Annotated in this window: 6 protein-coding genes (1 of these 6 only partly in view); all 6 read right to left on the bottom strand. The window is 68.6% G+C overall.

Annotation, left to right across the window (positions count from 1 at the left end; genetic code table 11):
• Positions 1-19,396, bottom strand: partial view of a DUF4347 domain-containing protein gene (locus tag ACEU5R_RS10380; protein ID WP_392410080.1) — the 5' portion only. It extends 12,623 nt beyond the left edge of the window; 19,396 of the gene's 32,019 nt are visible here — the first part of the coding sequence; the start codon lies at positions 19,394-19,396; its stop codon lies beyond the left edge, outside the window.
• Between the two features lie 100 nt (positions 19,397-19,496).
• A complete protein-coding gene (locus tag ACEU5R_RS10385) occupies positions 19,497-21,077 on the bottom strand; it encodes a TolC family outer membrane protein (protein WP_392410081.1) in 1,581 nt (526 codons plus the stop codon).
• Positions 21,078-21,093: 16 nt separating this feature from the next.
• On the bottom strand, positions 21,094-21,948 hold the full coding sequence (locus tag ACEU5R_RS10390) for a hypothetical protein (protein WP_392410082.1): 855 nt from the start codon (positions 21,946-21,948) through the stop codon (positions 21,094-21,096).
• 14 nt (positions 21,949-21,962) lie between these two features.
• Positions 21,963-22,754, bottom strand: a complete 792-nt coding sequence (locus tag ACEU5R_RS10395) for a SapC family protein (protein ID WP_103272611.1) — start codon at positions 22,752-22,754, stop codon at positions 21,963-21,965.
• A gap of 239 nt (positions 22,755-22,993) precedes the next feature.
• Positions 22,994-23,671 (bottom strand): LuxR C-terminal-related transcriptional regulator, encoded by a 678-nt coding sequence (locus ACEU5R_RS10400; protein WP_392410083.1) that lies wholly within the window; start codon positions 23,669-23,671, stop codon positions 22,994-22,996.
• Between the two features lie 518 nt (positions 23,672-24,189).
• Complete coding sequence (locus ACEU5R_RS10405; RefSeq protein ID WP_392410084.1) at positions 24,190-25,107, bottom strand: LysR family transcriptional regulator; 918 nt, start codon at positions 25,105-25,107, stop codon at positions 24,190-24,192.
• Between the last annotated feature and the right edge of the window lie 291 nt (positions 25,108-25,398).

Here is a 25,398-nt window from a genome sequence, read left to right on the forward strand (position 1 = left end):
ACAGGTCGCGCTGGCCGCGCGCGGTGTCGATGATCTCGATGCGGCCCTTGCGGTAGGTGCTGACGTCGATGTCGCCGGTCACCAGCGCATAGGTGGTCTGGTTGTCGATGCGCACCGAGGCATAACCGTTGGCGACGATCAGGTTGCCGTTGCCCACCGAGATGATCTGGCCCGTCAGCGTGATGCTGCCGCCCGCCAGCCGGATCGGATCCAGGATGATGGTCTGCGTGGCGTAGTCGAAGCGGCCCGTGATCGCGCCAAAGCGATTCATGGATCCGTCGGCGCTGTACGACACGCCGCTGCTCGCGTAGCCATTGTTGTCCTGCAACGACTTGTTCTTGTCGCCCCGGAAGGACGAATCGATGCGGATATAGGCGTCCGTGACCCCGCTCTGGATCTTGCCGTCGATGTTCAGCGTCAGGGCCGATATGTTCACCGCGCCCAGCGCGAAGATGCGCGAATCGCTGGCCGCCTTGTCTCTGGCGATGTAGGAGGAGAAGGAACCGAGGTTGCGGTAGCCCCACTTCAGCAGCACGTCCGAGGCCGTTTCACTGGCGCCGGTGCTGGCGGCATTGTTCTTGAAGTAGTCGACGATGAACTTCCAGCTGTTCTCCAGCACCGTGGGATCGGCGCCGGTATTGAACCAGCCGTCGCTCTGCAGGCTGAAGTTGCCCTTGGCCTGGATGTCCAGGCTCAGCGCCGAGATCGTGCCGGTGACGTTGATGCTGCCCAGCGTGTTGACCACCGAGACCTTGCCCAGCGGATTGACCACCGCGCCCAGCAGGTTCAGGTCCACCGGCGCGTTGCCCACCAGCGCCATCATCTCGGCGTCCAGCGCGCCGCCGAATGGATCGGCGGCCCAGCCGTTCTTCAGCTGCAACACGCGCACTTCCGCCACGTCGGAACCGGTCGCGCCCTTGACCGACGCGTCGTTGATGTACAGATGACCGGACTTGAAGATCTTCATCTCGCCGTCGGAGCCCGGGCGGATGATGGTGCCGTCCATGACGACGGCGTCGTTCACGTTCATCAGCATCGGCGAATCGTTGACGATGTTGATCTGTGTGTTGGCGCGCGCGTCGATGCCGCCCGTCTTCACCCCGCTGGTATCGGCCGCGCTCACATAGACCGAGCCGCCGGACGCGTACAGGTTGGGGATATCAACGTAGAAGGTGTAGAACGAATCCAGGTAACGGCCCTTGCTGTCCGTCAGCTGCAGGCTCTTGAGCTGCTGCTGCAGCGCCGCGATGTTGGCCTGGTAGCGCGCCACCGCCTGCGGGTCGGAGGCGTGCTCGGACTGCATCTTGGTCAGCGTGCGGATCTGCTGGCTGATGATGTTCTGCTGGCTGGCGTAGCGCAGCACCGGCTGGCCCAGGTCCACCGTCTTCAGCACGTAGTAGATGCTGCCCACCTTGTCGGCCGCGAAGCTGCCGAAGTCCCAGTCCAGCGCGCCGTCCTTGTCGTCCTGCGTCAGCGAGGGCGGGTTCTTCTTCCAGTAGCTGTTGCCGTAGTTTTCCGTGGCCAGGTTCAGGTTGCGGCTGTCCAGGCTGTCGTAGTAGTAATAGTCGTTGCCCTTCTTGATGATCATGCCGGTCGTGACGTTGACCTCGATGTCCTGCGCGCGGAACGCCGTCAGCTCATAGCGCACGTCGATGTTGACCGTGCCGCCGGCGCCGTTCAGGCTGGTCGAGTTGGCGCCCAGCAGCTTTTCCAGGATGGCCTTGACGGCGGGCGAGTTCGGGTCGAACGAGACCGTCGGGTTGGCCTGCGTGGGCAGCACCAGCACGCCCGCCTGGGCCAGCGCCTTGAGCAGCTCGGCCGGGATCACGAATACGTTCGCCGCGTTATTCACGCCGGCGATGATGCGCGTGGCCGACGAGGTCGCGACCTTGCTCGATGCCTTGTCGACCACGCCGTCGGCCAGCTTGACCGTCGGGTTCAGGTTCAGGCCGATCACCTGCACCGAGCCGTTCACCTTGGCCTGGTCCAGCATCGACGGGTTGGTTTCCAGGCGCACGTTGCGCTGCGCCTTGATCAGCGAGCCATTCGTCGCCACGCCGTCGATCAGGATGGTGTTGATCTGGCGCGCCTTGGCGCCGCTGTTGACCAGCGGGATCTGCGCCACGCCCACCATCGTGAACGAGACGTTGTCGTTGGCCAGCAGATAGCCCGTGGACAGCGGATCCGAGACCTTGCTGTTGCCGGCCAGCGCCAGGATGTTGTCGCCCTCGATCGACGAATTGTCGATCTGGATGCTGTTGCGCACGGTCAGGTCGTTGTTGCTGTCGGTCTTGCTCGCGCTGGCCACCGAGATGATCAGCATGTCGCTGATCGTCGTGGTCACGCCGCGCGTATTGGCCGCCAGCGTCACGTCGCCAAAGGTGTTGCGCACGAAGGCGCCGTTGATCTTGACCTGGGCCAGCGCGCCGTCGGTGCTCAGGTGGTTGGTCGACAGCGTGACGGTGAATCCCGCCACGCCGGTGATCTTGTTGCGCTGGGTGTAGATGATGTCGTTGGTCGCCACCATGTCCAGCATGCCCGGAGTGCCGTAGTTCCCCCTGGCCTGCACCACCGTCGCGCCGGCCGTGTCGATGGTGTCGCCGGCCGCGCGCGCGCCGCTCACCTCGATGACGGACTGCGGACGGATCTTGACGTCATGCTTGCTGACGTCGGCGCCCACCAGCTTGACCGAATAGGCGCTGAGCGCGGATTCGCCGCGCACCGTGTTGCTGGCGCGGATGTCGACCTTGTTGCCGATGACCCGCGCCCCGCCGCCGATGCCGACATAGGACGAGCCGCCGATGTCGGCATCGATCTTGCCCTGCCGGCCCGCCACCAGGGCGATGGTGCCGGCGTCCATGCTGACACCCACCGACTGCGCCTGGCTGGCCGAGATGTTCAGCAGCGTGCCCTCGATCTGCGCGCGGTTGGAGATTTCCACGCGCGCGTCCAGGCTGGTGCTCAGCCTGGCGCTGTCCACCGAAATGGTGAGGCCGCCCACTTCCAGCGAGCGCGCCTCGGCCAGCAGGCCGGCCTCGCCGTTGCGGTCGGTCGTCGCCCTGGCCGTGACGCCGACCACGTCGCCGCGCAGGCTGGCGTTGTCGACCACGGCCTTGAGCGAGCCCTGCAGCACGGTTTCGGCGCTCATCACGCCGACGCCGATCACACCGCCGGTGATCGCCTTGGAATAGGCCTTGCCATAGTACGTGCCTTGCGCGTTGACGCTGACCAGGCCGGGCGTCCTGCCGGACGCCGTGGTCACGCCCACGCCGTTGAGCACGGCGCCGTTGCGCGCCTCGGCCAGCGTGGTCGCGCCGATATCCACCTTCGCCTTGTTGACGTTCACGGCCAGACCCGTCGTGGCGGCCACGCCGGCGGTCTGGGTGCGGCTGAAGTCCACCGCCACCAGCGCGTCCACGCTGACGCTCGGCGCCGACACCTGCGCCTCGGACACCGAGGCCGTGGTGGTGTCGCGGGAGATATTCTCCGCGATGCCCACGCCCACCGCCGCGCCGATCACGCCCACGGCCACGCTGACCTGGGTCAGGTCGATTTCCGCCAGCACATTGGTGTCGGCCTTCACGGCCAGCGCGCCCAGGGCGCCAACCTTGCCATTGCCGGTGATACGGGCGCTGACGTTGTTGCGCGTGTTGTTGGTGACGCGCACGCCGGCGCCCGCGCCGGCCACGCCGGCGCTGGCCGCGACCGAGGCCGTCACCGCCTCCAGGTTCTTGAACTGCGTCTTCTCCAGCGCCAGCACGGACAGATTGTCGTAGGCGCCGACCTCCTTGCCACCGGCCGTGCCGATATAGGCCGACACGGTGTTTTCCGCCGTGGTGTCGACCAGCGACACCACCAGCGACACGCTGGCGCCGGGCGCCAGGCCCAGCGACGCCGCCACGCCATAGGCAGCCGAGCGTTCGATGATGCTGTCGTCCTTGGCCCGCACCGTCAGCGAGCCGCGCTCGCCGTCGATGCCGACGGTGATCGTCGAGCCGTCTATGTAGGCCGAGGTGTTGCTGGCATAGCGGTTACTGACCTGCACGCCCGAGCCGGCCACCGCCACGCCCGCGCCGACCACGGCCAGCGCGCCGGCGAAGTTGACGCTGTTCAGGGTCTCGCTGGACGTCGCCAGCACATCGAGATTGCCCTTGGCCACGGTGACGGTGCTGTTGGCGATGTAGGCCTGCGCGCCGTTGGTGCGCGTCACGCCGTCACCCGAATAGGCGCCGAAGGTATTGCTGGCGATGGACACGCCCATGCTGGCGCCCAGGCCGGCGCCGGTGACGCTGGCCGCCACCGCGCCGGTCACGGCGGTGATGGTCGACGTGTTCTCGGCCGTGACCGACACGCCGGTGCCGGCCGTCACGGTCGAGCCCGTGAGGCGGCTGCCCGTCTCGTTCGCCACGACCTGGGAACTGCCCGCGCCCGCGCCGGAAACCGCCACGCCCGTCAGCGCGACCGCCGCCGAGGCCGCCACGGAGACACTGTCCACCGTGGCGGTTTGCCTGGCCGTGACCGATACGCCGTCGGACACCGTGATCGTGGCGCCGCTGACGCGCGCCTGCACGCTGGCCGCCGCCACATTCTTGACATCGGTGGCGCCCACCGCCACCGAACCGCCCTGCATGGAGAAGGCCAGCGAGGCGCCGACGGCCTTGGCCTTCAGGGTGCTGCCGTCCTGCGCAGCGACGCTCAGGCGCGCCATCTGCGCGCCCGTGCCGCTCACCGACAACACGCTGTTGTCGACATAGGCCTCGACGGCTCCCAGGGTCTTGTTGCCGGCCACGGCCGCGCCCACCGACAGGGCCAGGCCGGAACCCGTTCCCGCCGCGCTGGCGCCGACCGCCGTCGCCTCCAGCGTCGAGGTATTGGTCGCCTTGACCGTCAGGCTCTCGGCCGCGCGCACGGCGGTGTCGACCTGGGTCAGGCCATCCACATAGGCACGGGTGACCGCCTTGCTCGTGTTGAAGGCCGCCGCGCCGGCGCCGGCCAGCGCCACGCCGCCCATGGCCACCGCCACCGCGCCGGCCCCGACCTTGGCTTCCAGCCGCTGCACGCTGTCGGCCGTGACCGACACCGCGCCCAGGTTGGACAGCTTGCTGCCGGTCAGTCCGGCGCGCGCGCCGGCCGTTTCCGTGATGCTGTTCTCGGCCAGTGCCGAGCCGATGGCCAGCGAGGCGCCGGCCGCCGTGAAGCCCACGCTGGCGACCACCACGGTTGCCTTGATGGTGCCGCTCATGTCGGCATCGATGGTCAACGCATTGCCCGCATTGCCGTCGATGCGCGAACCGTTGACCAGCGCCGTCGCGGACGAGCCGATCAGGTTGCGCGCATTGGCGCCGCCGCCCGCGAGCGAGACGCCGCCCAGGCCCGCGCCCACGCTCACCGACACCGCGACCGACACGGTCGTGATGGCGGCCTGGCTGTCGGCCTTGACCGTGATCGCCGGCGCGCCGGCGATCCGCAAGCCGTCCATGGTCGCCAGCGTGGTGTTGCCGATCTCGTTCTGCGCCAGCGAGGCGGCCACCGACAAGGCGGCGGTCGCACCCAGCGACACCGCCACGGCGATCGCCACCGCGGCGATGGTGCTGTTGATCTCGGCCTGGTCCAGCGCCCTGACGGTCACGCTGCCCGCCTCGAAGCGGTTCTGCTGGTTCTGGTCGCTGATGCGCGCCGTGATGCCGGTCTGGATCTTGTTGACCGCGCGCGCGCCAGCGCCGGCGCCGGAGACGGCCAGGCTGGCGCCGTCGACGACGGGCGGCGCATAGGCCACCGACACCGCCACCGCGCCAGCCACCACGACCGCGTCGATGCTCTGCTTGCGGTCCACATCGCCGTTGGCCTTGAACGAGACGTTGCGCGCATCCACGCTGACCGCGCCCGCCGTGACGGCGCTGCGGTCGATGAAGGCCACGATCTCATTGGCCGGACGGCCCGCGCCCAGCGCGACCACCTGGCCGGCGCTGTTGACGTCGTAGCCGATGACGTTCTCGGCCATGGCCACGCCGATCGAGGCCGAGGCCGCGGCGTACTGGCTGACCGAGACCGAGGCCGACATGCCCAACACCACCGCGTTGATGCGCGACAGGCCCAGGGCCAGCACGTCCACCGCGCCCGCCGCGCCGCCCGAGGCGCGGGTGTCGATGATGGCGCCGCTGATGCCGGCGCGCACGCTGGCCGAAATCACGTTGCGCGCCAGCGCGCCGCCGCCGCCGATGGCGGCGTTGGCGCTGCTGCCCGCCGACACCGCGACGGATGCGCCCAGGACCACCGACAGGATATCCGCCTGCTGGGTGGCGCTGAGCGTCAGCTTGCCGCCGCCCGTCTCGATGCGGCCGCCCGAGACCGTGGCCTCGACCGTGTTGAATACCTTGTTGACCGCGACGCTGGTGCCGACCGCGATGGCCACGCCGGCCGCGCCGGCCTGCACCGCGACCGCGCCGCCGATGGCGATCGCCGTGATGCTGGCCTCGTCGCTGGCCTTGACGGTGACGCCGGCATTGGCCACGCGCAGGACGGAATCCTCCACCCGCGCGCGCACCGTGGTGGCGATGCTGCTGATCGCCACCGACACGCCGATGGACGCGCCCACGCCGGCGCTGCCGGCCGATACCGCCACGCCCAGCGCGCCGGCCACGGTCACGATGCTGCCCGTGTTCGCGGCCGAGACGCGCACCGCGCCTTGATTCAGCGTGCCGCCGGACGGCGTGTCGACCCGCGTCAGGCGCGCCTCGACCGAGCCTTCGATGGTGTTGCCGCTGCCGGCGCCGGCGCCCGCGCCGGCAAAGCCCTGCCCCGCGGCCACCGCCGCCGCCACGCCGATGGAGACGGAGACGATGCGCGAATTGTTGACCGCATCGACCGCAATGCCGGTCTGCGTGCGCACCAGGGTGGTGGAGCCCGCATTGGTCTCGCTGGTGCCGTCGATGTAGGCCAGCGTCTGGTTGCCGATCCGGTTGTCGGTCGCCGCGACCCCGGCCGCGATGCCCGCGCCGCTGCCCGGCGACACCGCCACGCCCAGCCCGCCGGCCACGGCCAGCACATAGCCGTCGTCGCGCGCCTGCACCGCCACGCCCGCCAGCGAGCCGCCGGTCGCGCGCGATTCGATCTGGCGGGCATTGCGGATGCCTGCCTCGTTGCGGCTGTTGACCCGGTTGATGGACACGGAGCCGCCCACCGCCACCGCCACGGTGCCCACGGCCACGCTGCCTGCGACGGTGATGTTGTTGATCGCGCCCTCGAAGCGCGAGGACACCTGCACGTGTCCGCCGCTCACCAGGCCTTCGGTGTCGCGGATCAGCGCCTTCACGGAATGCGAGCGCGAGATGCCCAGCGGCGCGCCGCCCACGTAGTTGTACGACAGGCTGGCGCCCACGGCGACGCTGGCGCCCTGGCTGCCCAGGCCCAGCGCCACCGCGCCGGCCAGGCTGTTGATGGTGGAGGCGTCGCGCGCCTGGACCAGCAGGTCGCCGCCCGCCGTCACGGCCTGGCCGCTGGCGGTGCCGGCGATCTCGGCCGTGATGGTGTTGGCGATCCAGTTGAGCACCGCCGAGCCGCCGAAGCCCACGTTGGCGCCGGACCCGCCGGCCGCGACCGCGCCGCTGACCGCCATGGTGGAGATCTGGGCGTCCAATCCCGGCGGCATGTCGTCGGGCCGGGCGAAGGTCGCCTGGACCACGATGTCGCCCGCGGCGGACAGCGCCGATCCCACCGCGCCCGCGTAGACGGTGTCGAACACCCGGTTGACCGCGAAGGCCATGCCGGCCGCCACGCGGCCGCCGACGGACACGGACACGTTGCCGGCCAGCGCCGAAATGCTGGCCGTGTCGCGGGCGGTGATGCGGATGTCGCCCGTGGTGGCCGTGATCGTCGATCCGTCCGTGACGCCCGCGTATACCGTGTTCTGGATGGTGTTGACCGCCAGCGAGCCGCTCACGGCCACGCCGGCGCCGCCGGCCAGGCCGACGGAGACGTTGTAGATGCTGGCGCGTTCCTCCGCGCTCACCTGCACGGCCTGCGCCGTCACCTGCGCGCCGCGGATGAGGGCGCGCACGCCGTTCTGCATGTCGGCCACGCCGACCGAGGCGCCGATAGCCGCCGAGGCGCCCTGCGTGGTGGAGATGCCCAGCGCGCCCGTGGCCGTGACGATGCGGCTGCTGTCCTGGGCCGAGACCGAGACGCGTCCGGCATCGGCGCGCAGCTGCGTGCCGGCGGCCGCGCCGCTGTTGTCGATGACCGCCTGCACTTCGGTGCGCGACAGGTTCACGCCGATGGCGCCCGCGCCGCCCAGGGACTTGCCGCCCGCGCCGGCCACGGTGATGCTGAGCATGCTGTTGGTCAGGCCATGGCCCTGCGTCAGCGCGCCGATGTCCAGCGAAATCATGCCGCCGCCGCTGTCGAGCTTGTCGACCACCTTGCGCAGCGTGACGCCGCCCGAGCCGCTGGTCGCGCCCAGCTGGATGGCGATGCCGTCCTTGGCGTTCTGCAGCGAGGTGGCCAGCTGATAGCGGTAGCTGCCGTTCTCGGACACATTGATGACGTAGTAGCGCTGGCCGTCCACCAGGCCGGCAATGGCCGTGCCCTGGCTTTGGTAGACCACCAGGTCGCCGGTGGCCAGTCCGCCGTCGGTGGCCAGGCCCAGGCTGTTCTCGGCCGGATTGCGCGCATTGCCCGAGGCGGCGCTCAGCGTCGCGTCCTGGGCCGGGCCCTGGCTGATGACGGTCTGCTGGGTGCCATCGGGCTTGGTCGTGGTGGTGGACTGCGAGGTCTGCTGGTCGAGCTTGACCCGCGTGATGCCGATCATTGCATCCGGATTGACGGCGCTGGGCTTGCCCTGGCCGTCGAGCAGCTTGTTGCCCGCGGCATCGGCCAGGTAGTACTGGTAGCGTCCCGTGGCGGCGTTGAATTCGGACACATAGCCCAGCTGGGCCAGCGTCACGGCGCTGCCGTCGACCTGCTTGAAGCGCAGCGTGTTGCTGTCGATCACCTCGACCACGTAGACGTGGTTGTCGGTCAGCCCGGTCAGCACGCCCTGGGCGCCCAGGTTGACCACCACCTTGTCGCCCGTCGCCAGGCCATGCGCCTTGGGCAGCGTCAGGCTGCCATTGGCGTTGAGCAAGGCGCCGGCGGGATTGTCCACGCTGAAGCGCTGCATCGCGCCGCCCGTCGTGGCGCCGCTGAAGTTCACCAGATTGCCCTGGCCGTCGCGCAGCTGGAACGACACCTGGCCGTTGACGGACCGGTCCAGATTGACCACGTAGTAGGTCACGCCGACCTTGAGCACGTCCTGGCCCTGGCGCAGGATGCGGTTGGCCAGCACGTTCTCGATCTGGCCATTGGCCAGCGAACCGCTGTAGACGATGGCCGAGCCTTCCTGCACGCCATCGAACGGGGCGTTGACCACCAGCCGGTTGTTGGCGCTGTCCACGCCCACCGTCGCGTCCGCGCCGTGGTACGGCTGCAGGTTGACGCGCGTGGCCTCTTGCATGCGCACGTGGGCGAAGCGGATGCCGGCGATGTTGCTCACCGCGCCGAACGCCAGCGCCTTGCCGCGCAGCGCGTCCTCCTGGGTGTCGGCCAGCTGGATGATGGCCTTGCCGTCCGGCGCCGCGCGCCGGATGATGTAGTAGATACGGTCGCCGCGCAGGCTGCTGCCATCGGCCAGCGTGATGTTGCCGGCGCCGGCGCTCAGGTAGATGCCGTCGCCGGTCTGCCAGCCCGAGAACTCCTTGCCGGAACTGCCTTGCGGCGCGCTCATGCCGGCGTTGCCGGTCGTGTCCTTGCCGTTGATGATCTCGGCGGCCGCGCCGGTGAAGGTCAGCGAGCTGCCGCCCTGATTCACCGTGATGGCGCCGTCGTTCACCGCCAGCACGCTGCCGCCGTTCAACTGGGCGTTGCCGCCCGCCGCCAGCGGATCCACCAGGCCGGCGTACACGTTGATGTCGCCGCGAGTGACGCGCACGTCGCTGGCCACGATGGCGGCGGTCACCTTGGGATTGGTCGCCGGCGAGCCGTTGCCGGCCACCTCGGCGATCTGCACCTGCGCGCCCGAATCGGCCAGCTGCTTGCTGTCGAAGCTCAGCAGGTTGCGGTCAAAGGCGGTATTGCCGCCCATGATGTTGACGGCCACGGCCAGGCCCACGGCCGCGCCCTCGGTCGCCACCGCGCCCGCCACCGTGATGGCGTACAGCGCCGACGCATCCGAGGCATTGACGCGCACGGCCTGCCCCGAGAAGCCGGCCGCCTGGCCCGCCTTGACGGTGCTGTTCGAGATGCGCGCCTCGGTGGCGCCCCGCATCATGTTGACGTTGACCGCGCCGGCCAGCGCGAACTTCTTGGACAGCGCGCCCGCCGCGCCCACCGACACCATCAGCGGCGAGGAATGCGCCGACAGGTCCAGCTTGCCCTGCACATCGATCGCGCTGTTCTCGATCAGCGCGCTGGTGCGCGAGCTGAATTCGTTGACGCTCACCGAGGCCCCCACGGCCACGGATCCGCCCAGCGTCACCGCCACGCCGCCGGTCACGGCCACCAGCGTATTGTTCTCGATGGCCTTTACCGTCAGCGCGTTGGCCGTGATGGCGCTGCTGCCGGCCACGGCCGCGTTGTTGACGTAGCGCGGCAGCACATAGGCCGCCACCGCCGAATGCACGCGGTTGACCTGGATCGAGCCCGCGCCCGCGAACATGGCCTCGCCCATGCCCACGCCGACGCCCACGGCACCGCCGCCCAGGGCCGAGTTGTCCTCGGCGGTCACGCTGACCGAGCCGCCCTTGTTGTTCACGACCGAGCCCTGGATGCCGGCCAGCACCGCGTTGCCGATCTCGTTGTAGCTGATGGCGATGCCCACGCCGGCCTTCTTGCCCACGCCGGCGGCGCCGGTGATGGCGATCAGCGTGGTCTTGTCCAGCGCGCTGACGTTGATGTCGTGGCCGCTGCTGTCCGTGCCGTCATAGCGGACCTGGCTGTTCAGGATATAGCTCTCGATGCGGTTGGCGATCACGTTGACCGTCACCGAGCCGCCCACGCCGGCGCCGTCGCGCGCCACGCCCAGCGCGCCGGCGAAGCCCACCGCCACCTGGCTGGATTCGGCCGACACGTCGAGCTTGCCGGTATAGAGCAGTTCGATGGCCTGGCGGATGCCGGCCTCGACCCGGGTGCTGCTGATGTTCACCGCGACCGCCGCGCCCACGCCGGCCTTGCCGTCCGTCACCGCGCCGGATCCGGCCACCGTAGCCAGCACGCTGCCGTCGCGCGCCTCGACCTTCACGCCGCGCGCGCTGATCTTGGTGGCGTTGCCCAGCAGGGCGATATTGCCGTAGTTGGCCGTCGTCACCGCGGCCGAGCCGGCCAGGGCCACGCCCTTCTGGCCCTTGGCGCCGGCCATGCCGGCCGCCAGCGTCACCGCCACGCCCGTACGGCGGGCCGACAGGGCCAGGTCACCGGCCACCAGCAGGCTGCCCACCAGGGCCACCTCGGCGCGCGCCTCGCCGCCCAGCCCGTTCATGCTGTAGGCGCCGGCGATGCCGACATTGGTCTTGGCATTGTCGGACTGCGCCAGCGCCACCGCGCCGGACAGCGCCAGCGCATGGGTGCCGTTGGTCGCGCTGATGGTGGCGTCGCCGCCGATGGTGATCGTCAGACCGGCCGCGTTGATGTAGGCCTGGGCGAAGTCGTTGACCATGTTCACGGCGACCGCGCCGGATATCGCCACGCCCGCCTTGGACTGCTGCTGGCTGCCGCCGCCGCCCGAACCCGAGCCCGAGCCGCTGTCCTGCGTCAGCGTCGAGGTCGAGTTGCTCAGTTCCTTCAGGATGTCCGACAGCGACAGCAGCTCGTCGGGATCCGGCGCCGCGCTGTCCTTGCCCGGCGTCGCGCCGCCCTGGCTGGCCGGCGCCTTGGTGCCCAGCACATCGGTGCCGCCGCCGGCCGTGCCGCCCGTGCCGCCCGTGCCGCCCGCGCCGGTCCCGTCGCCCGCGCCCGCCACCGGGCTGGATACCCGCGAGCCGGAGACGGCCAGATTGCCGACAAAGCCCTTGTTCTCGCTGCCGATGAGCAGCTTGCCCGCCGAGAACGAACCGGCGGCTCCCGTCACCGGCGTGGCGTCGTCGCGCCGCTGGCCGATCAGGGCCTGGGTATCGCGGTTGACGTCATTGATGGCCACGCTCATGCCCACGCCCACGGTCTGGGAGCCGGCGGCGGCGCCGGCCACCGTGCCGACCCAGGTCGCGTCGCGCGCCTGGATCGACGCCGTGCCCGTGGCCGCCACGGTGGCGCCGCGCGCCACCTGGGCGACGGTGGTGGCGCTGGTCACGTTGACCAGCACCACGCCGTTCACGGCCACCGTCTTGGCCTGCCCGCCCGACGCGCCCAGCGTCACCGACACCAGCTCGTTGCCGGCCTCGACGTTCAAGTCCTTCGAGTAGATCCTGGCCGTGTCGGCGACGACGGCCTGGGTGTCGTGAGTCGCCACGTTGACATAGACCGACACGCCGATGGCCGAGCCGTCCTTGGATTGGCTGCCGTAGTCGAAGCCGTCCACCTTGGGCGTGAGAAAACCCTTGGCCAGATCCTTGCCGTAGGCCAGCCGGCCCTGCGTCTTTTCGCGGTCGGGCGCCTGCTTCAGCGATTTCTCGCCGCCGATCGACATCGACGGCAGGATGATGTTGCCCACCAGGTTCATGCGCTGGGTCGAATTCAGCGCCTTGATGTCGACATTGCCGGCCGCGCCTCCCGTGCCGCCGCGCGTGTCGATGAGGCCCGCCACGGTCGTGCGGGTCTGGGTCGATTGCACGTCGATGGAAAAAGCCCCCGACAGCGCCAGCTTCTTGCTCTTGGCGGTCGCGCTGACCCAGCTGCTGAAGCTGGACGAGATGCCGCCCGTGCTGCTCAGCGTGGCCTGGAGATTGTTCAGGAAGGCCTTGGCCGCGCCGGTCGCCACGCCCATCTTGGCCGAGGTGCCGTCGGCCGCCTTCCACTTGGCCTCGATGCCGTCGAACGGCGCGTACAGATTGACCAGCCAGAGCTTGTTCGGGTCGATCTGGTTCAGGCTCTGCGCCGACACGGAGACGGCGCCGCCCTTGGTGGAAATGCTGGCGTTGGCGGCCACGCTCGCCGTGGTCTTGATGTCGTCGATGCTGACCACCACCGCCGCCGCCGCGCCCAGGTCGGAACCGTCCGGTCCGACATTGCGCTTGACCTGGTCGGTGGTGACGTCGTTCTTCTTTTTCAGGAACGATTGCTTGTCGGCGACAACCTTGTCGTCGACGCCGCTCATCACCGTGAATTTGGTGTTGTAGTTGCTGCGCGCCTCGACCTGCACGGCGCCGCCCGCGGTCGTGATCTGCGCGGCGTTCTGGCCGTCGCCGATACGCACCGTGGTGCTGAAGTTGTTGATCGCCATGCCCAGCGCGGCGCCGACCTGGAACTCGGTCGACGGCTTGTCGATCTCCTTCTGGATGTCCTTGTCGTAGTCGATGATCTTCTGCGCGTCCTTCTTGGCCTTGACGTCGCGCAGCTTCTCCTTGAAGGTCCGGCTGTTGCTGTCCTCGACCAGCGCGCCGAAGAATGACTTCACGTACTGCGTGCCGGTGCCCAGGCCCTTGGTCACCGCGCCGGAAATGGGCGTGGCGACCTTGCCGATGACGGCCGACTTGGCTTCATACTGCACCTTGCTGGCATAGTCGCCGCCCGTGGCGGCGCGGCCGCCCAGGATGGTCTTGACCGAGATCGCGCTGCCGCCGTCCAGCGTCAGCGCCTGCACCAGCACCTTGCCCGCGTCGCGCGCGACGATGACGCCGTCCATGAAGACTTCGGTGTTGACCTGGCTGTAGGCGAAGCCCACCGCCGCGCCAACCTTGGCGTACTTGGCGTCGTACTTGCCCGACTCCTGGGCGGGGCCGGTCGACGTGCTGCCCGACGCCGGCGGCACGACCTTGGTGTCGTCGCTCTCGGCCATGCTGCCCGAGACAGAGATGCTGATGCCGACCTTGTGCTTGGTCTGGGCCGCGACGGTCACGTCGCCGCCCACGCCGCTCGCGACGTAGGTGTAGGGATCGACGGTGGCGCGCAGCCCCGTCTCCAGCCTGGCGCCGCTGCCGATATGCACGGAGGCGTCGCTCAGCACCACGCTCACGCCCACGCCGATCACGGCCGGCACGGCGCCGATCTGGCCCGGCGTCAGCGAGATGGTCAGCGACTGGTCGCTGTCGGCCCGCACGGTGATGCTCTTGGCCGCCACCAGCCTGCCATCGATGGTCACGCGGGAATAGCTCTCCAGCACGCCGACGGCGATGCCGGCGATCTTGGCCACCAGCGGGCTCAGCTCCACCTTGACGGTGTTGCTGGCCTTGACCGAGATGTCGCTGTTGGACACCAGCCTGGCATTGCTGCCGACATTGATGGAGGTGCTGTACTTGATGCCGGCCCAGGCGGCCATGGCGCCGGCCGTGTCGGTGAAGGCCTTCACCGCCTCCAGCGCCTTGCTCGCGCCGCCGGTGATCTTGCCCCAGATGCCGCTCGACGCCGGACCGTTGTCGGGCTGCTTGTACAGGGCGCTGTCCAGCTTGGCGTCCAGGCTGATGCCGCCGCCGTTGGCGTTGGTCGCCCAGAGCGTGGCGTTCTTGACCGTGATGGCGGCCTCGACCGTGTAGATCTGCGCGACCGTGCTGCGCCACGGGCGATAGCTCTGCGCCACCACCTGGATGGCGCCGGCCGTCAGCAGGATGTTGGCGCCCGTGTCCTTGCCCAGCGTGATCTGCTGGCCTTCCAGGCGCAGCGTGTGCTGGTTGTCGACGGTGATGTCATGCTCGACCGTGTAGGTCCCGCCCTTGACGGTCACGTTGCGGCCGGCGGCGGCCTTGCCGGGGTCGATGTCGACCACGCCCTTGTCGCCCAGGTCCAGCACGTAGCCGACGTTGTCGGTGTTGGCGTCCATCTTGACGCCGACCAGCGCGCCGTTGGCCTGCAGCAGCTCGGACAGCGAGGTCGAGACGGCCGGAGCCGAGCCGGTCGCCTCTGCGGCGTACTTGAAGATCTGCACCGTGTTGTTGCTGCCGCCGGCCTGCGCCAGCGACAGGACGACCTGCGCGCCGCCGGTGACGGCCGGCTGCTGCACCACGAAGCTGACGTTGCTGGTGTTGCCCTTCAGGATGTTGAAGCCGCCGTGGCTCGCCAGCGTGACGGGCGCGTTCCAGGCCGTGGCGTCCAGCGTCACCGAGCCGGTTGCGTTGCGGGCATACAGCGCGGCGTCGTTCATGGCGCCGGCGGTGAACAGCACCTTGCCAAGCTGAGTGGCGCCGTTCAGGTAATAGACACTGTCCGTCGCGCCGGCGCCGGACGCCAGCACCACGCTCTGCTTCGTGTTGACCACCAGGTGATGGGTGCCGGTCCCGGCCTGCGTCTGGATGCGGTTGCCTTCGCCCGTATCGCTGGCGCCCATGCCGTAGTTGACGATGTAGGTGTTGTCGCCGCCGCCCGAGCGCACCAGGGCATTGCCGCCGGCCAGCGTGAACTCGGTGCGGTGGCCAACGGCCAGCGCGTCGCCGCGCAGCACGCCGTTGGCGTCGGAACCGCGCTGCAGCGCGCCTTGCGCGATCAGGCCCAGCTGCCAGGCGGCCTGCGACACGGCCACCGTGGAACTGGACGTAGTGCCGTCGGCGTTGAGCTGCGCCTGCATGCCGGGCAGCAGCGTGTAGGCGCCCGACAGACCGGCGTTCAGCGCATCCTGGCTATAGCGGATTTCCAGCTGTCCCTGGGCGTTGAGGCTGGCGTCCAGCGCGTACAGATAATCCCAGCGCGTGCTGGTGTCGGAGGCGGCCAGCAGCTTGCCAGCATTGGGGCCTTCCACGGCCACGCGCAGCGGCGCGCCGGCGGCGTCCACCATCACGCTGGCCTTGATCGCGTCGATCAGGTCCTGGATCGTGCGTATGCCTTCCAGGCCCACGTCCACGCGGGCGTTGCCGGCGGTGGGAAAGAGCAGGCTCAGCGCGGGACCGTTGCTGGCCTGGTAGCCGCTCTTCAGGTCGCTGAGATAGGTCTTGGTGGTGACGCCGGTGAAACCGGTGGTGTCGACGACGCGGCCAACATCCTGCACGGTGATGGCGAAATCGTTGACGTTGGTGAAGGTCGAGACCAGCGTCTGCCCGCCGCTCGCGGCGAAGGTCAGGCGGCCGTTGGTGACGGTCAGGCTGTTGGCGCCCGTGGCGACGCGGATGGTGTTGTCGCCGGCCGAGCCGATGACGTCGCTGACGTAGGCGTTGCCGATGATGAAGGTGTTCGCCCGGCCGGCGCTGCCGTCGATGCTGACCCGCCCCCTGAATTCAGAGGTGTCGATCCAGTTGCTGTAGTCCCCGCCCACCACCTTGGCGGACGTGATGTTGCGGAACTTCGATCCGGTGATGTCGGTGGCGCCGCGCTGGATCCAGCCGTCCCAGCCCGCGCTGGCATTGCTGGTGCGCAGGGCCAGCCAGCCCGCGCCCTTGCGGGCGTCGGCATCGGCCTTCAGCTCGGCCGCCGTCGCGCCCGTCAGGCCATCGGCCATGGCCACCAGCTCGGTGCTGGCGTTCAGGCCGGTGCCGCCGGTGATGTCGTAGACGCCGCCCAGCAGGATGATCTGGTGCTGGCGGTTGGCGCCGTTGCCGGCCTTGATCACGCCGCCGGCCATCATGCCGCTCACCAGCACGGTGTTGCCCGAGAAGGCCGAGGCATCGATCAGGGTGGCATTCAGGCCGCCGTTCAGCATGGCGTCGGTGAACACGCCATGCAGCGTATTGCTCAGGACCGCGCCGGCGCCGCCATTGGTGCCCAGGCCGTCGTCCACATGGGTGGCCTGCAGGCCCGTGTTGGTCAGGACGAAGTTCCAGCTGCCGTTCTCGGACAGCTTGTTGCTCAGGGCGCCCGCCTGGGCCCAGAGGTCATTGTTCCCTTGATAGCCGGTGAACGTGTTGTTGCCCAGGCCGCCGCGCAGCACGTTGGCGCCGGCGCTGCCGATCAGGGTCAGGTCGCCGGAGTAGCCGGAGCCGTCCAGCGTGACAAGGGTGGCGGCGTGATAGACGCTGCCCGGCGCCGCCGCGCTGTCGATGGTGCGATAGTCCTGCAGGATCACGGCGGCCACGCCGTGCAGATCGACCCGGGTGGACGCCGTCGCGCCCGGCGGCGTGTTGGTCAGCACCGCCGTGGTTCTGTCGCCCGTCAGCGTCGCGTCGCTCTCGACGCCGCCAATGTACTCGGTGGTGCCGCCGTTCAGATTGCCGTTGCCGTAGATGATGTCGTTGCCGCCGCCGCCGCTGATGCGGTTGACGCCTCGGCTGTTGGCCACGGTGATGATGTTGTCGCCCAGGCCGCCGACGATGTCGTTGCCATACTTGCCGCCCGCGCCGATCACGTTGGCGATGTTCAGCACGCCGCTCAGGCCGCTGGCGTCGTACAGGGCGGTGGCCTCGTCCTGGTAGTTCAGGTTGACGCTGACGTTGTCTTCGTAGGCCGAGTAGTCCAGCGTGGTCTTGCCCGCCACGCCGACGAAAATCTGGATGTCGAGATTGCTGACGAGCGCGGTCGCGCCCGCGAAGCTGTTGATGCTGCCGTCGCGCGCCACGCCGGCGCCCAGGTAAACGCTCACGCCGCCCTGCGTCTGCACGCGGGCGGTGATGTCGGCGCCGAATTGGGAGAGGTCCAGTGTGTTGCCGCTTTGGCCAGCCTGCTGGGTCAGGGTGAATCCGCTGATGCCGGCGCCGACGATGTAGGTGTTGCCGCCGCCGCTGCCCTTGATGATGTCCTGCGCGTTGCTGATGGTGACGGTGGTGTCGCCCACCACGGTGATGCGGTTGCCGCCCTGGGCCGAGCCCTTCACCGCGCTGATCGCCCGCACGTAGCCGAATCCGGTCGGCGGCGGCGGCGGCACGGCTTCGCCGTTGCCGCTGGCCGTGGGACCTGACAGGTCCACCGTCACGCCGGTCGCATAGCCGCTGTAGTCCAGCAGCGTCTTGCCGTTCTGCGAGGTGCCGACCAGGTTGAAGGTCTTGTCGCCGATCTTCAGGCTCTGGCTGCCGTCGGCCGACTTGAACACCACGTTGACCGTACGCTCGGTCCAGTTGTTGTTGGCGTCGACCGTGGTGTAGCGGATCTGGTAGCTGTCGTTGTTGCTGATGATGGCGGTGACGTTGCCCTTGATCGCCGAGAAGTCCAGCGTGTTGTTGTCGTTGGCGTCGTCCTGGTTGCGCACCCAGACCCCGTTCTCCTGCTTCATGCCCTGGCGCAGTTCGATGGTCGTGGTCGCGGCGGTGGAACTGTTGTTGAACACGAAGGTGTTGCCGCTGCCGTAGGCCACCAGCTTGTCGTTGGTCGCCACGCCGACCAGCGTGGAGCCGCCGGTCTGCACGCCGGTGGACGTCGCCATCACGCCATCCCAGCGCGCCACGGTCAGCGTGGTGGCCTCGATGGCGCCGTGACGGTAGTCCAGCACCCAGTCGCCGCCCAGCGCGGCGCTGCCGACGGTATGCGTGGCCGCGGCCACGTCGGCGCGCGTGATGGCGGACAGGCTGTCCACGAAGGCCACGCCGCCCTTGCCGGCGGCCACGTTGCAGCCGTAGAGCAGGATGTCGCCGTGTTCGGCCATCGCGTCGCCCCAGGCGCGCAACTGGTCCTTGTAGGAATCGAGCTGGCCCTGGCCCAGCGTCGCCGAACCGAGCGTGAGCGAGCCGGCGCTGCCGTGGCTCATGATCTGCACGGCCGCCAGGTCCTTGTGCTGCCCCAGGATGCGGGTGATCTGGTCGACGCCGTCATAGCGGCCGTCCAGCACGATGATCTCGGTGTCATGGCTGCGCAGCACCTGCAGCTGCGGGCCCTCGCCCGTGGGCCGGGCCAGTCCGCCCAGTCCTTCGGTCTTGCCGCTGACCAGGCTGTACAGCCCCTGGACCATCTGCTCGGCGTTGTCGATGGACGGATCCACGAAGATGATCTGGCGCACCGGCGTGCGCTCGGACTGCGTGGTGTAGCCCTCGATGGCGGTCAGGGGCGCGGGCTGGCCGGCCGCCTGGCCCGGCAGCCAGGCCTTGGCGTCGCCCTGGCGCGCGGCGTTGGCCTTGGCGTACTGATCCAGCGAAATCTGTTCGCCCAGCACGCCCTGCTTCTGGAAGGCGGCGCGCTCGACCAGATAGGGATGCGCGCCCGGCGCGCTGGTCTTCTTGGCCTGCGGGCCGGCCTGCCCGGGCTGGGCCGGCATGGTCACGGGCGCCTGCTCGCCGGCCGGCGGCGGAGGCGGCGGCACCAGTTCGGCCGACATCAGGTAGCGGCGCTCCAGCGCCTCGAACAGCGGCCGCCGCCGGAACAGGGATTGCTGCACCTCGCGGGAGGAACGGCCGGTCCAGAGTTTGCGCGCCAGTTTCTTGATGCTCATATCGCTACCCGATGTTCAATGTCGCCGGATCCGTTCCGGCCTATATCGGAAATGGCCATCCCGCCGGGATGGCCCTGTCTGTTCATGCCGCCAGGCAGGACTACAGGATCTGCTGGCTGATCGCCGCGATGTCCGCCGCGTTCAAGGTTCCCGCCGCCTGCTTGAGCTTCAGCCCGTCCAGCACGAAGTTGTATCCCGCCTCGGCCTGCTGCCGCTTGGCGTTGTAAAGATTGCGCGTCGCGTCCAGCACGCTGACGACGTCGTTCAGGCCGGCCCTGAAGCCTTCTTCCTTTTGCCTGAGCGCCAGCTCGAACGACTGCACCGAGCTGTTCAGCGCCTTGATGCGGTCCATGCCGATGACGATGTTCTGGAACGAGGAAAACACCTGGCGCTGCACCTTGCGGCGCGCCAGGCTGAGTTCGGACGAGGCCGCGCCCAGCCGGCTGGCGGCGGCATGGCTCATGCCGTAGGTGTAGCCGCTCTGGAAGATGGGCACGCTCAGGTTCAGCGTGACGCGGGTGTCGCCGACGGTGCTGCCGCCGCCGAACAGGCTGCCGCCGGTCTCGTTGCGGCCGGTCGAGGCGCGCAGCGCCATGCTCGGGTAGTAGCCGGCGCGCTGCACCGATACTTCCTTCTCGGCCACGGCCACGGCGGCCGAGGCCGCGCGGATCGACCAGTTCTGCTCCAGCGCGGTGCGCAGCCAGACCTGCACGTCGTTGGGCTGTGGCACGGCCATGGGCAGGTCCTTGCGCACGCGATGCAGTCGGACGTTGCCGTAGCCGATGATTTCCTGCAGGCCCTGTTGCTTGTCCAGGTAGTCGTGACGGGCCAGCAGCGTGTTGGCCTCCTGCAGGTCCAGGCGGGCCTGCACCTCGCTCACGCCCACCTCGGTTTCCTGGCCGCTGCGATAGCGCGCCCGCACCAGCTCCATCTGTTTCTGGGTGGTGTTGCGCTCGGCCTCGGTCAGCTCGATCTGGTCCTGGGCGGCCAGGATGCTCAGGTAGGCGGTGGCCGTGCGCAGCATCAGGTCCTGCTGGGCATAGGCGTAGCTGGCCACTTCCTTGCGCTCGGCTTCCTGCGACTGGCGCCACTTGTGGAAGGCGCCCAGGTCCAGGATGGGCTGGGTCAGGGTCAGCGCCCAGCCGTTCTCGTTCCAGTTAGCCTGGCCGGTCTGGTAGACGGCGTTCTGGCTGTTGATCACGTTCTGCTTGACGCGCGAGCGGTTGGCCTCGCCCGTCACGCTGGGCAGCAGCCCGGCGCGGGCCGCCATCACGCCATAGCCCACCGCCTGCAGTTCCTGATAGGCGCCGCGCAGCTGCGGATCGTTCTGCAGCGCCATCATGTAGACCTGATCCAGCGTCATGGGATCCGCCTGCGCCGGCAGCTCGGCGGCGTTGTAGGCAGGCATCTCGTCGGCCCGGTACGCGGCCGGCGCGGGCAGCTGCGTCTTGTCGTCGAAGCGCGGCGCCGGCAGGGCCGCCACCTGGTCCATGCGGGCGCTGGGCGCGGGCAGCGCGTGGTCGCGCTCCTGCGGCCCCACCGGATCGGTGCGCAGCAGGCCCGCGTCGGTCTGTATCTGCGCGGGGGTGGCTTCGGTCTGCTGCGGCGCGCGCGCGGCGCAGGCCGTCAGCCCCAGCATGGCGGCCAGGGCTGCCGGCGTCATCCAGCGCCGGCGGCGCATGGTGTATCGATGGAGATCAGTCATAGTAAACAGTGAGGAACTCATGTCCGTCCCGCGCCGTGCCGGCCGCCAGGCTGTAGAGGCTGCGCGGCTCGTCGGGCACCAGCAGGGCCAGCACCTCGCTCTCGGGCAAGGCGAGGCTCCCGGCCAGGCGCAACAGATCGGGAATGAAATCGCGCAGCGGCAGATGCGCGCCACGGAAAGTCACGGTGAAGGAGTCGCGCCGGGTGTCGGCCTCGTCCACTTCCAGGAACATGAAGCCCGCCGGATCGGCGGCCTCGGCGGCGCGGGCGATGACGTCCCGGGCCGTTCCTCGGAGCACCGGCAGGGCCAGCCGCTCCAGATAAGCTTGCAGATGCCCGTCGAAGGCGGCGCGGCTGTCGAGATGCCGCATGCGATAGGCCGTGACGGCCGCCACGCTCTCATCTTCCGGATGCCACTTGTAGCCGCAGCCCAGCGGCAACACGCCGTGCTGGCGCAACGCCTCGGGCGCGGGCATGAATTCCAGGTAGATGCGATAGGTGCCGCCGTCGCCGATGTCCGGCTCGTAGGCGAAGAACATGGCGCGCGCCTGCTCCATGTCCTGCATCACCCGCAGCCACAGGGACTGCGGAATGGCCAGCTGGCGCGACAGCGTCGAGAAATCCAGCTGGCGCCAATGCTCGCGACGCACGCCGAGCAGGAAGCGGTTGCCGACCAGGCCGGCGGCCGAGAACTTCATCGACCATTCGACGCCGTCGATCTGCTTGTCCTTGAACAGCGACAACAGGCGGTCCGCCCAGAGGCGGCGCTCCCCCCGCAAGGTATGCAGGGGGATGTGCACCTGTTCGTCGCCGGCGCCGGGCGCCGGTGTCAGCGTCGCGGTCGTCATGCCAGCCGCCAGGCTCAGGCCGCCGCTTGCCGCGGCGCGGCGTCGGTGGAGGACGAGACTTCCTCCTGCTGCTGGGCGCGCTGGCGGCGCTGGTCGTCCAGCATCGCCGCCAGGCGCGGCACGTTGCCGAGCGAAGCGCGGTGCAGCTCGATCAGACGCAGGATGCCGGCGCGCTGCAGCTCGACCACGCGCACGTCGTCCAGGCCGGCGAACTTCTGGTCGTCCACGACCCAGAAGCCGCTCAGGTAGCGCTCGCCGTCGGCCTGCGAGATGGTGATGGTCTTGGCCGTCAGCAGGCCCAGTTCGTTCAGGCGCTGCGCCATCTGCTTGGTCAGCTCCATCTCGCCCTGGAAGACGCGCAGGAATTCCATCATCTGCGTCAGGTAGCCGGTTTCCTTGCCGTCCTCGAACAGCGCCACGCCCTCGGCGCTGTTGATGCCGGGATAGGACTCGTCGATGCACACCGCCAGGCGTTCGGCCTCGGACGTGGTGCCCAGCACGAAGGGATAGCGGCGCGCGAAGGCCGGCACATAGGTGTCCGCCTGCCACATGCCGTCCGGCGTCACGAAGAGATTGGAGCGATCTTCCAGGCCCAGCAGCACGGCGACGTGGAAATTGTTGTGCTCGTCGCCCACGAAGACGATGGGATAGTGGCGGCCGGCGTCGGCGAACTCGCTGGCGGCGATGGGCAGCGCGTTGGTGTCGCGGGCGAAGGCATAGTGATCCGGCTGGATCTGGATCTTCGTGTCTTGGTGCGCGGCGCGGTCCAGCGCCACGGCGCGTTCGTAAAAAGCGGTTGCGGACATTTGGTAAACCCCCTGTAAAACTGTTACGTGTCTTTTCGCCGACATGAATGTGGCGCGCGCCGCGCGATTATTGGAAACCCCCGGATTTCCGCCATTCCCACGCGCAAGACTGCCGCCCGAATCTCACCGGGCCTCATGAAATTTAGAAACAATTAGAACGAATCCTGTCGCCAGCCGTCTATGCCTGAAATTGGGTATTTCTGCTCGGACTGATCTTTAAATTCGAATAGGGAATGTGCTTAATCCAACCAGCCGTGCGCGCGTGCGGCGTGCACGGCTTTCGTGCGGGACGACACCAGCAGCTTGCGGTAGATGTGCTTGATATGGCGCTCGACGGTGTAGCGCGACAGATGCAGCTGTTCGGCGATCTCGCGGTTGCCCAGGCCCGCGGCCACCAGGCTCAGGATCTGGCTCTCGCGCGGACTCAGGGGCCCCGCCGCGTCGGGCAGTTCCACCGGCGGGCCCCGGAATTCCTGGATCAGGCGGCGCGTCACGAAGGGATCCAGCGGCGCCCCGCCGCTCAGCGCGCTGCGGATGGCGGCGCCGACCTCGATGTCGTCGCGCTCCTTGAACACATAGCCCGAGGCGCCGGCGCGCAGCGCGGCCAGCACGTCCTCCTCGAAACGCCAGGCCGACACCACCACGATCGTCATGTCGGGATTGGCCGCGTACATCTCGGAGATCAGGTCCATGCCGTTGCCGTCCGGCAGGTCAGGATCCACCAGCGCCACGGACGCGGGCTGCCGGGAGAAGCTGGCCCGGGCCTCGGCCATCGACCCGGCGGAACATAGCGATTCCGGCTCGTAGCCGAACTGCAGCAGGATGCCTTCCAACCGGCGCCGCGCAAGCGGCTCCGCACCGATCAACAGTACGGGCTGGCGCAGCACGAAGTCGAAGGTGGACGGTTGCACGGACATGAATCAAGACGGAAACGACAAGACCATATGGCGCCGCGCATGGACCATGACAACCCGTGGCGGATCAGATTCTTACGGAAAGCGGCGTATCAGTACTGCAAATTCCGGGAGCGGAGCATAGCACCGGGTATTTTCAGGAACACTCGAATCCCAGCCGGTGTTTACCCTGCGTTCCATGGAAAACCCCGAGGCCGAAATTAATTCAATTTATATGGACACAAATTCGATATATATTGAAATTTGCGATGAAATTAACTTCGCGAATTCTTTTTCATAATGCGGCCGCGCATCAGCCAGGCGCGCAAACCGCAGTCCGCGGCGGACGCACGATAGCAGCATTGCCAGCCCGCGACATCAGACTTTAGTCGTAGGACCAATCCAGGTCGCCACCTTATTAGTATGTCCCCGGCTTATCCCCCGACTTATCCCCATTAATGTCGAGATAATTAATAATTTTGTCGAGACGACCGGGATATCCGCCGTCGTACATGGCCCGGCTCCGCGCGCCGGACCCGACATCAGGCCGCGCCGCCCTGCTCCGCGAACTCGTCCACCACCACCTGCCGTAGCCACTGGTTGGCCGGATCGCGGTGATTGCGCGCGTGCCAGAACACATTGATGACCGACTCCGGGATCTTCACGGGACAGGGCGCGGTGGCCAGCCCGAAGGGCTTGCAGGCGCAGTCGGCGAAGCGCCGGGGCACGACGGCGATCATGTCGGTGGCCTGCAGCACCGGTCCCACCGCCATGAAATGCGGCACCGTCAGCCGCAACCGCCGCCGGATGCCGGCGCGCTCGATGACCTCATCCACCACGCCATGGCCGGTGCCCTCGGACACGATGGCCACATGCTCGGCGGCGCGGAACTGGCGGATCGACACGCCCGAGCGCGCCAGCGGATGATCGTGGCGAAAGATGCAGACATAGGGCTGTCGAAAGAGCCGGCGCTGGAAGAAGCCAGCCTTCAAGGCCGGCAGAAAGCCCATCGCCAGGTCCACCCGGCCGCGCTCCATCTCGTCCTTCACATCCATCGAGGTGGTGCGCACCGTGCGGATGGTGACGCCCGGCGCCATGCCTTCCAGCGTGCGCATCAGCCTGGGCAGGAAATAGGATTCGCCCACGTCGTTGACGCCGATCACGAAGCCGCGCTCGCTGCCGCGCGGGTCGAATGACGCGCGCGCGTTCAGCGTGCTGTGCAGCGCGCCCAGCGCGTCGGCAATGGGCCGGGCCAGCGATTGCGCGTAGGGCGTGGGCACCATGCCGCGCGCGGTGCGCAGGAACAGCTCGTCGCCCAGCAGCTTGCGCAGCCGGCCCAGCGCGTTGCTGACGCCGGGCTGCGAGATGCCCAGGCTTTGCGCCACGGCCGCCACCCGGCCGTGTTTCTGCAGCTCGTTGAAGACGACCAGCAGGTTCAGGTCCAGGTCTTTCAGGTCCATGCGCTTGTCTCCACCAATATTCATTCTGGTGATCTGTTTAATTTTCCAGATTCTATTTATTAATTTGTCGGACTGCCGGATCATGCCCGGATAACAAGCCGGCGGCCACGACGCGCCGGCGCCGCCCGGCCGCGCCATGGCCGGCGACAACCTGGAGACAAGCATGTCCACGCCATCGATCGCCGCGCCCCGCGGCCGGAGGCGCCCATGAGCGCCGCCATCCCCGCCCGCCCCGAGGCCGCCGCCTGTCCAGGCGGGGGGGGGGGGGGGGGGGGGGGGGGGGCGGGGGGG

Source organism: Achromobacter sp. 413638 (genome assembly GCF_043119405.1).
In the GTDB taxonomy this organism is placed as follows: Bacteria; Pseudomonadota; Gammaproteobacteria; order Burkholderiales; family Burkholderiaceae_B; genus Achromobacter.

Excerpts from the sequence above, each read along its gene's own strand:
- ACEU5R_RS10385 (WP_392410081.1), bottom strand. The coding sequence starts at position 21,077 with ATGCGCCGCCGGCGCTGGATGACGCCGGCAGCCCTGGCCGCCATGCTG.
- ACEU5R_RS10390 (WP_392410082.1), bottom strand. The coding sequence starts at position 21,948 with ATGACGACCGCGACGCTGACACCGGCGCCCGGCGCCGGCGACGAACAG.
- ACEU5R_RS10395 (WP_103272611.1), bottom strand. The coding sequence starts at position 22,754 with ATGTCCGCAACCGCTTTTTACGAACGCGCCGTGGCGCTGGACCGCGCC.
- ACEU5R_RS10400 (WP_392410083.1), bottom strand. The coding sequence starts at position 23,671 with ATGTCCGTGCAACCGTCCACCTTCGACTTCGTGCTGCGCCAGCCCGTA.
- ACEU5R_RS10405 (WP_392410084.1), bottom strand. The coding sequence starts at position 25,107 with ATGGACCTGAAAGACCTGGACCTGAACCTGCTGGTCGTCTTCAACGAG.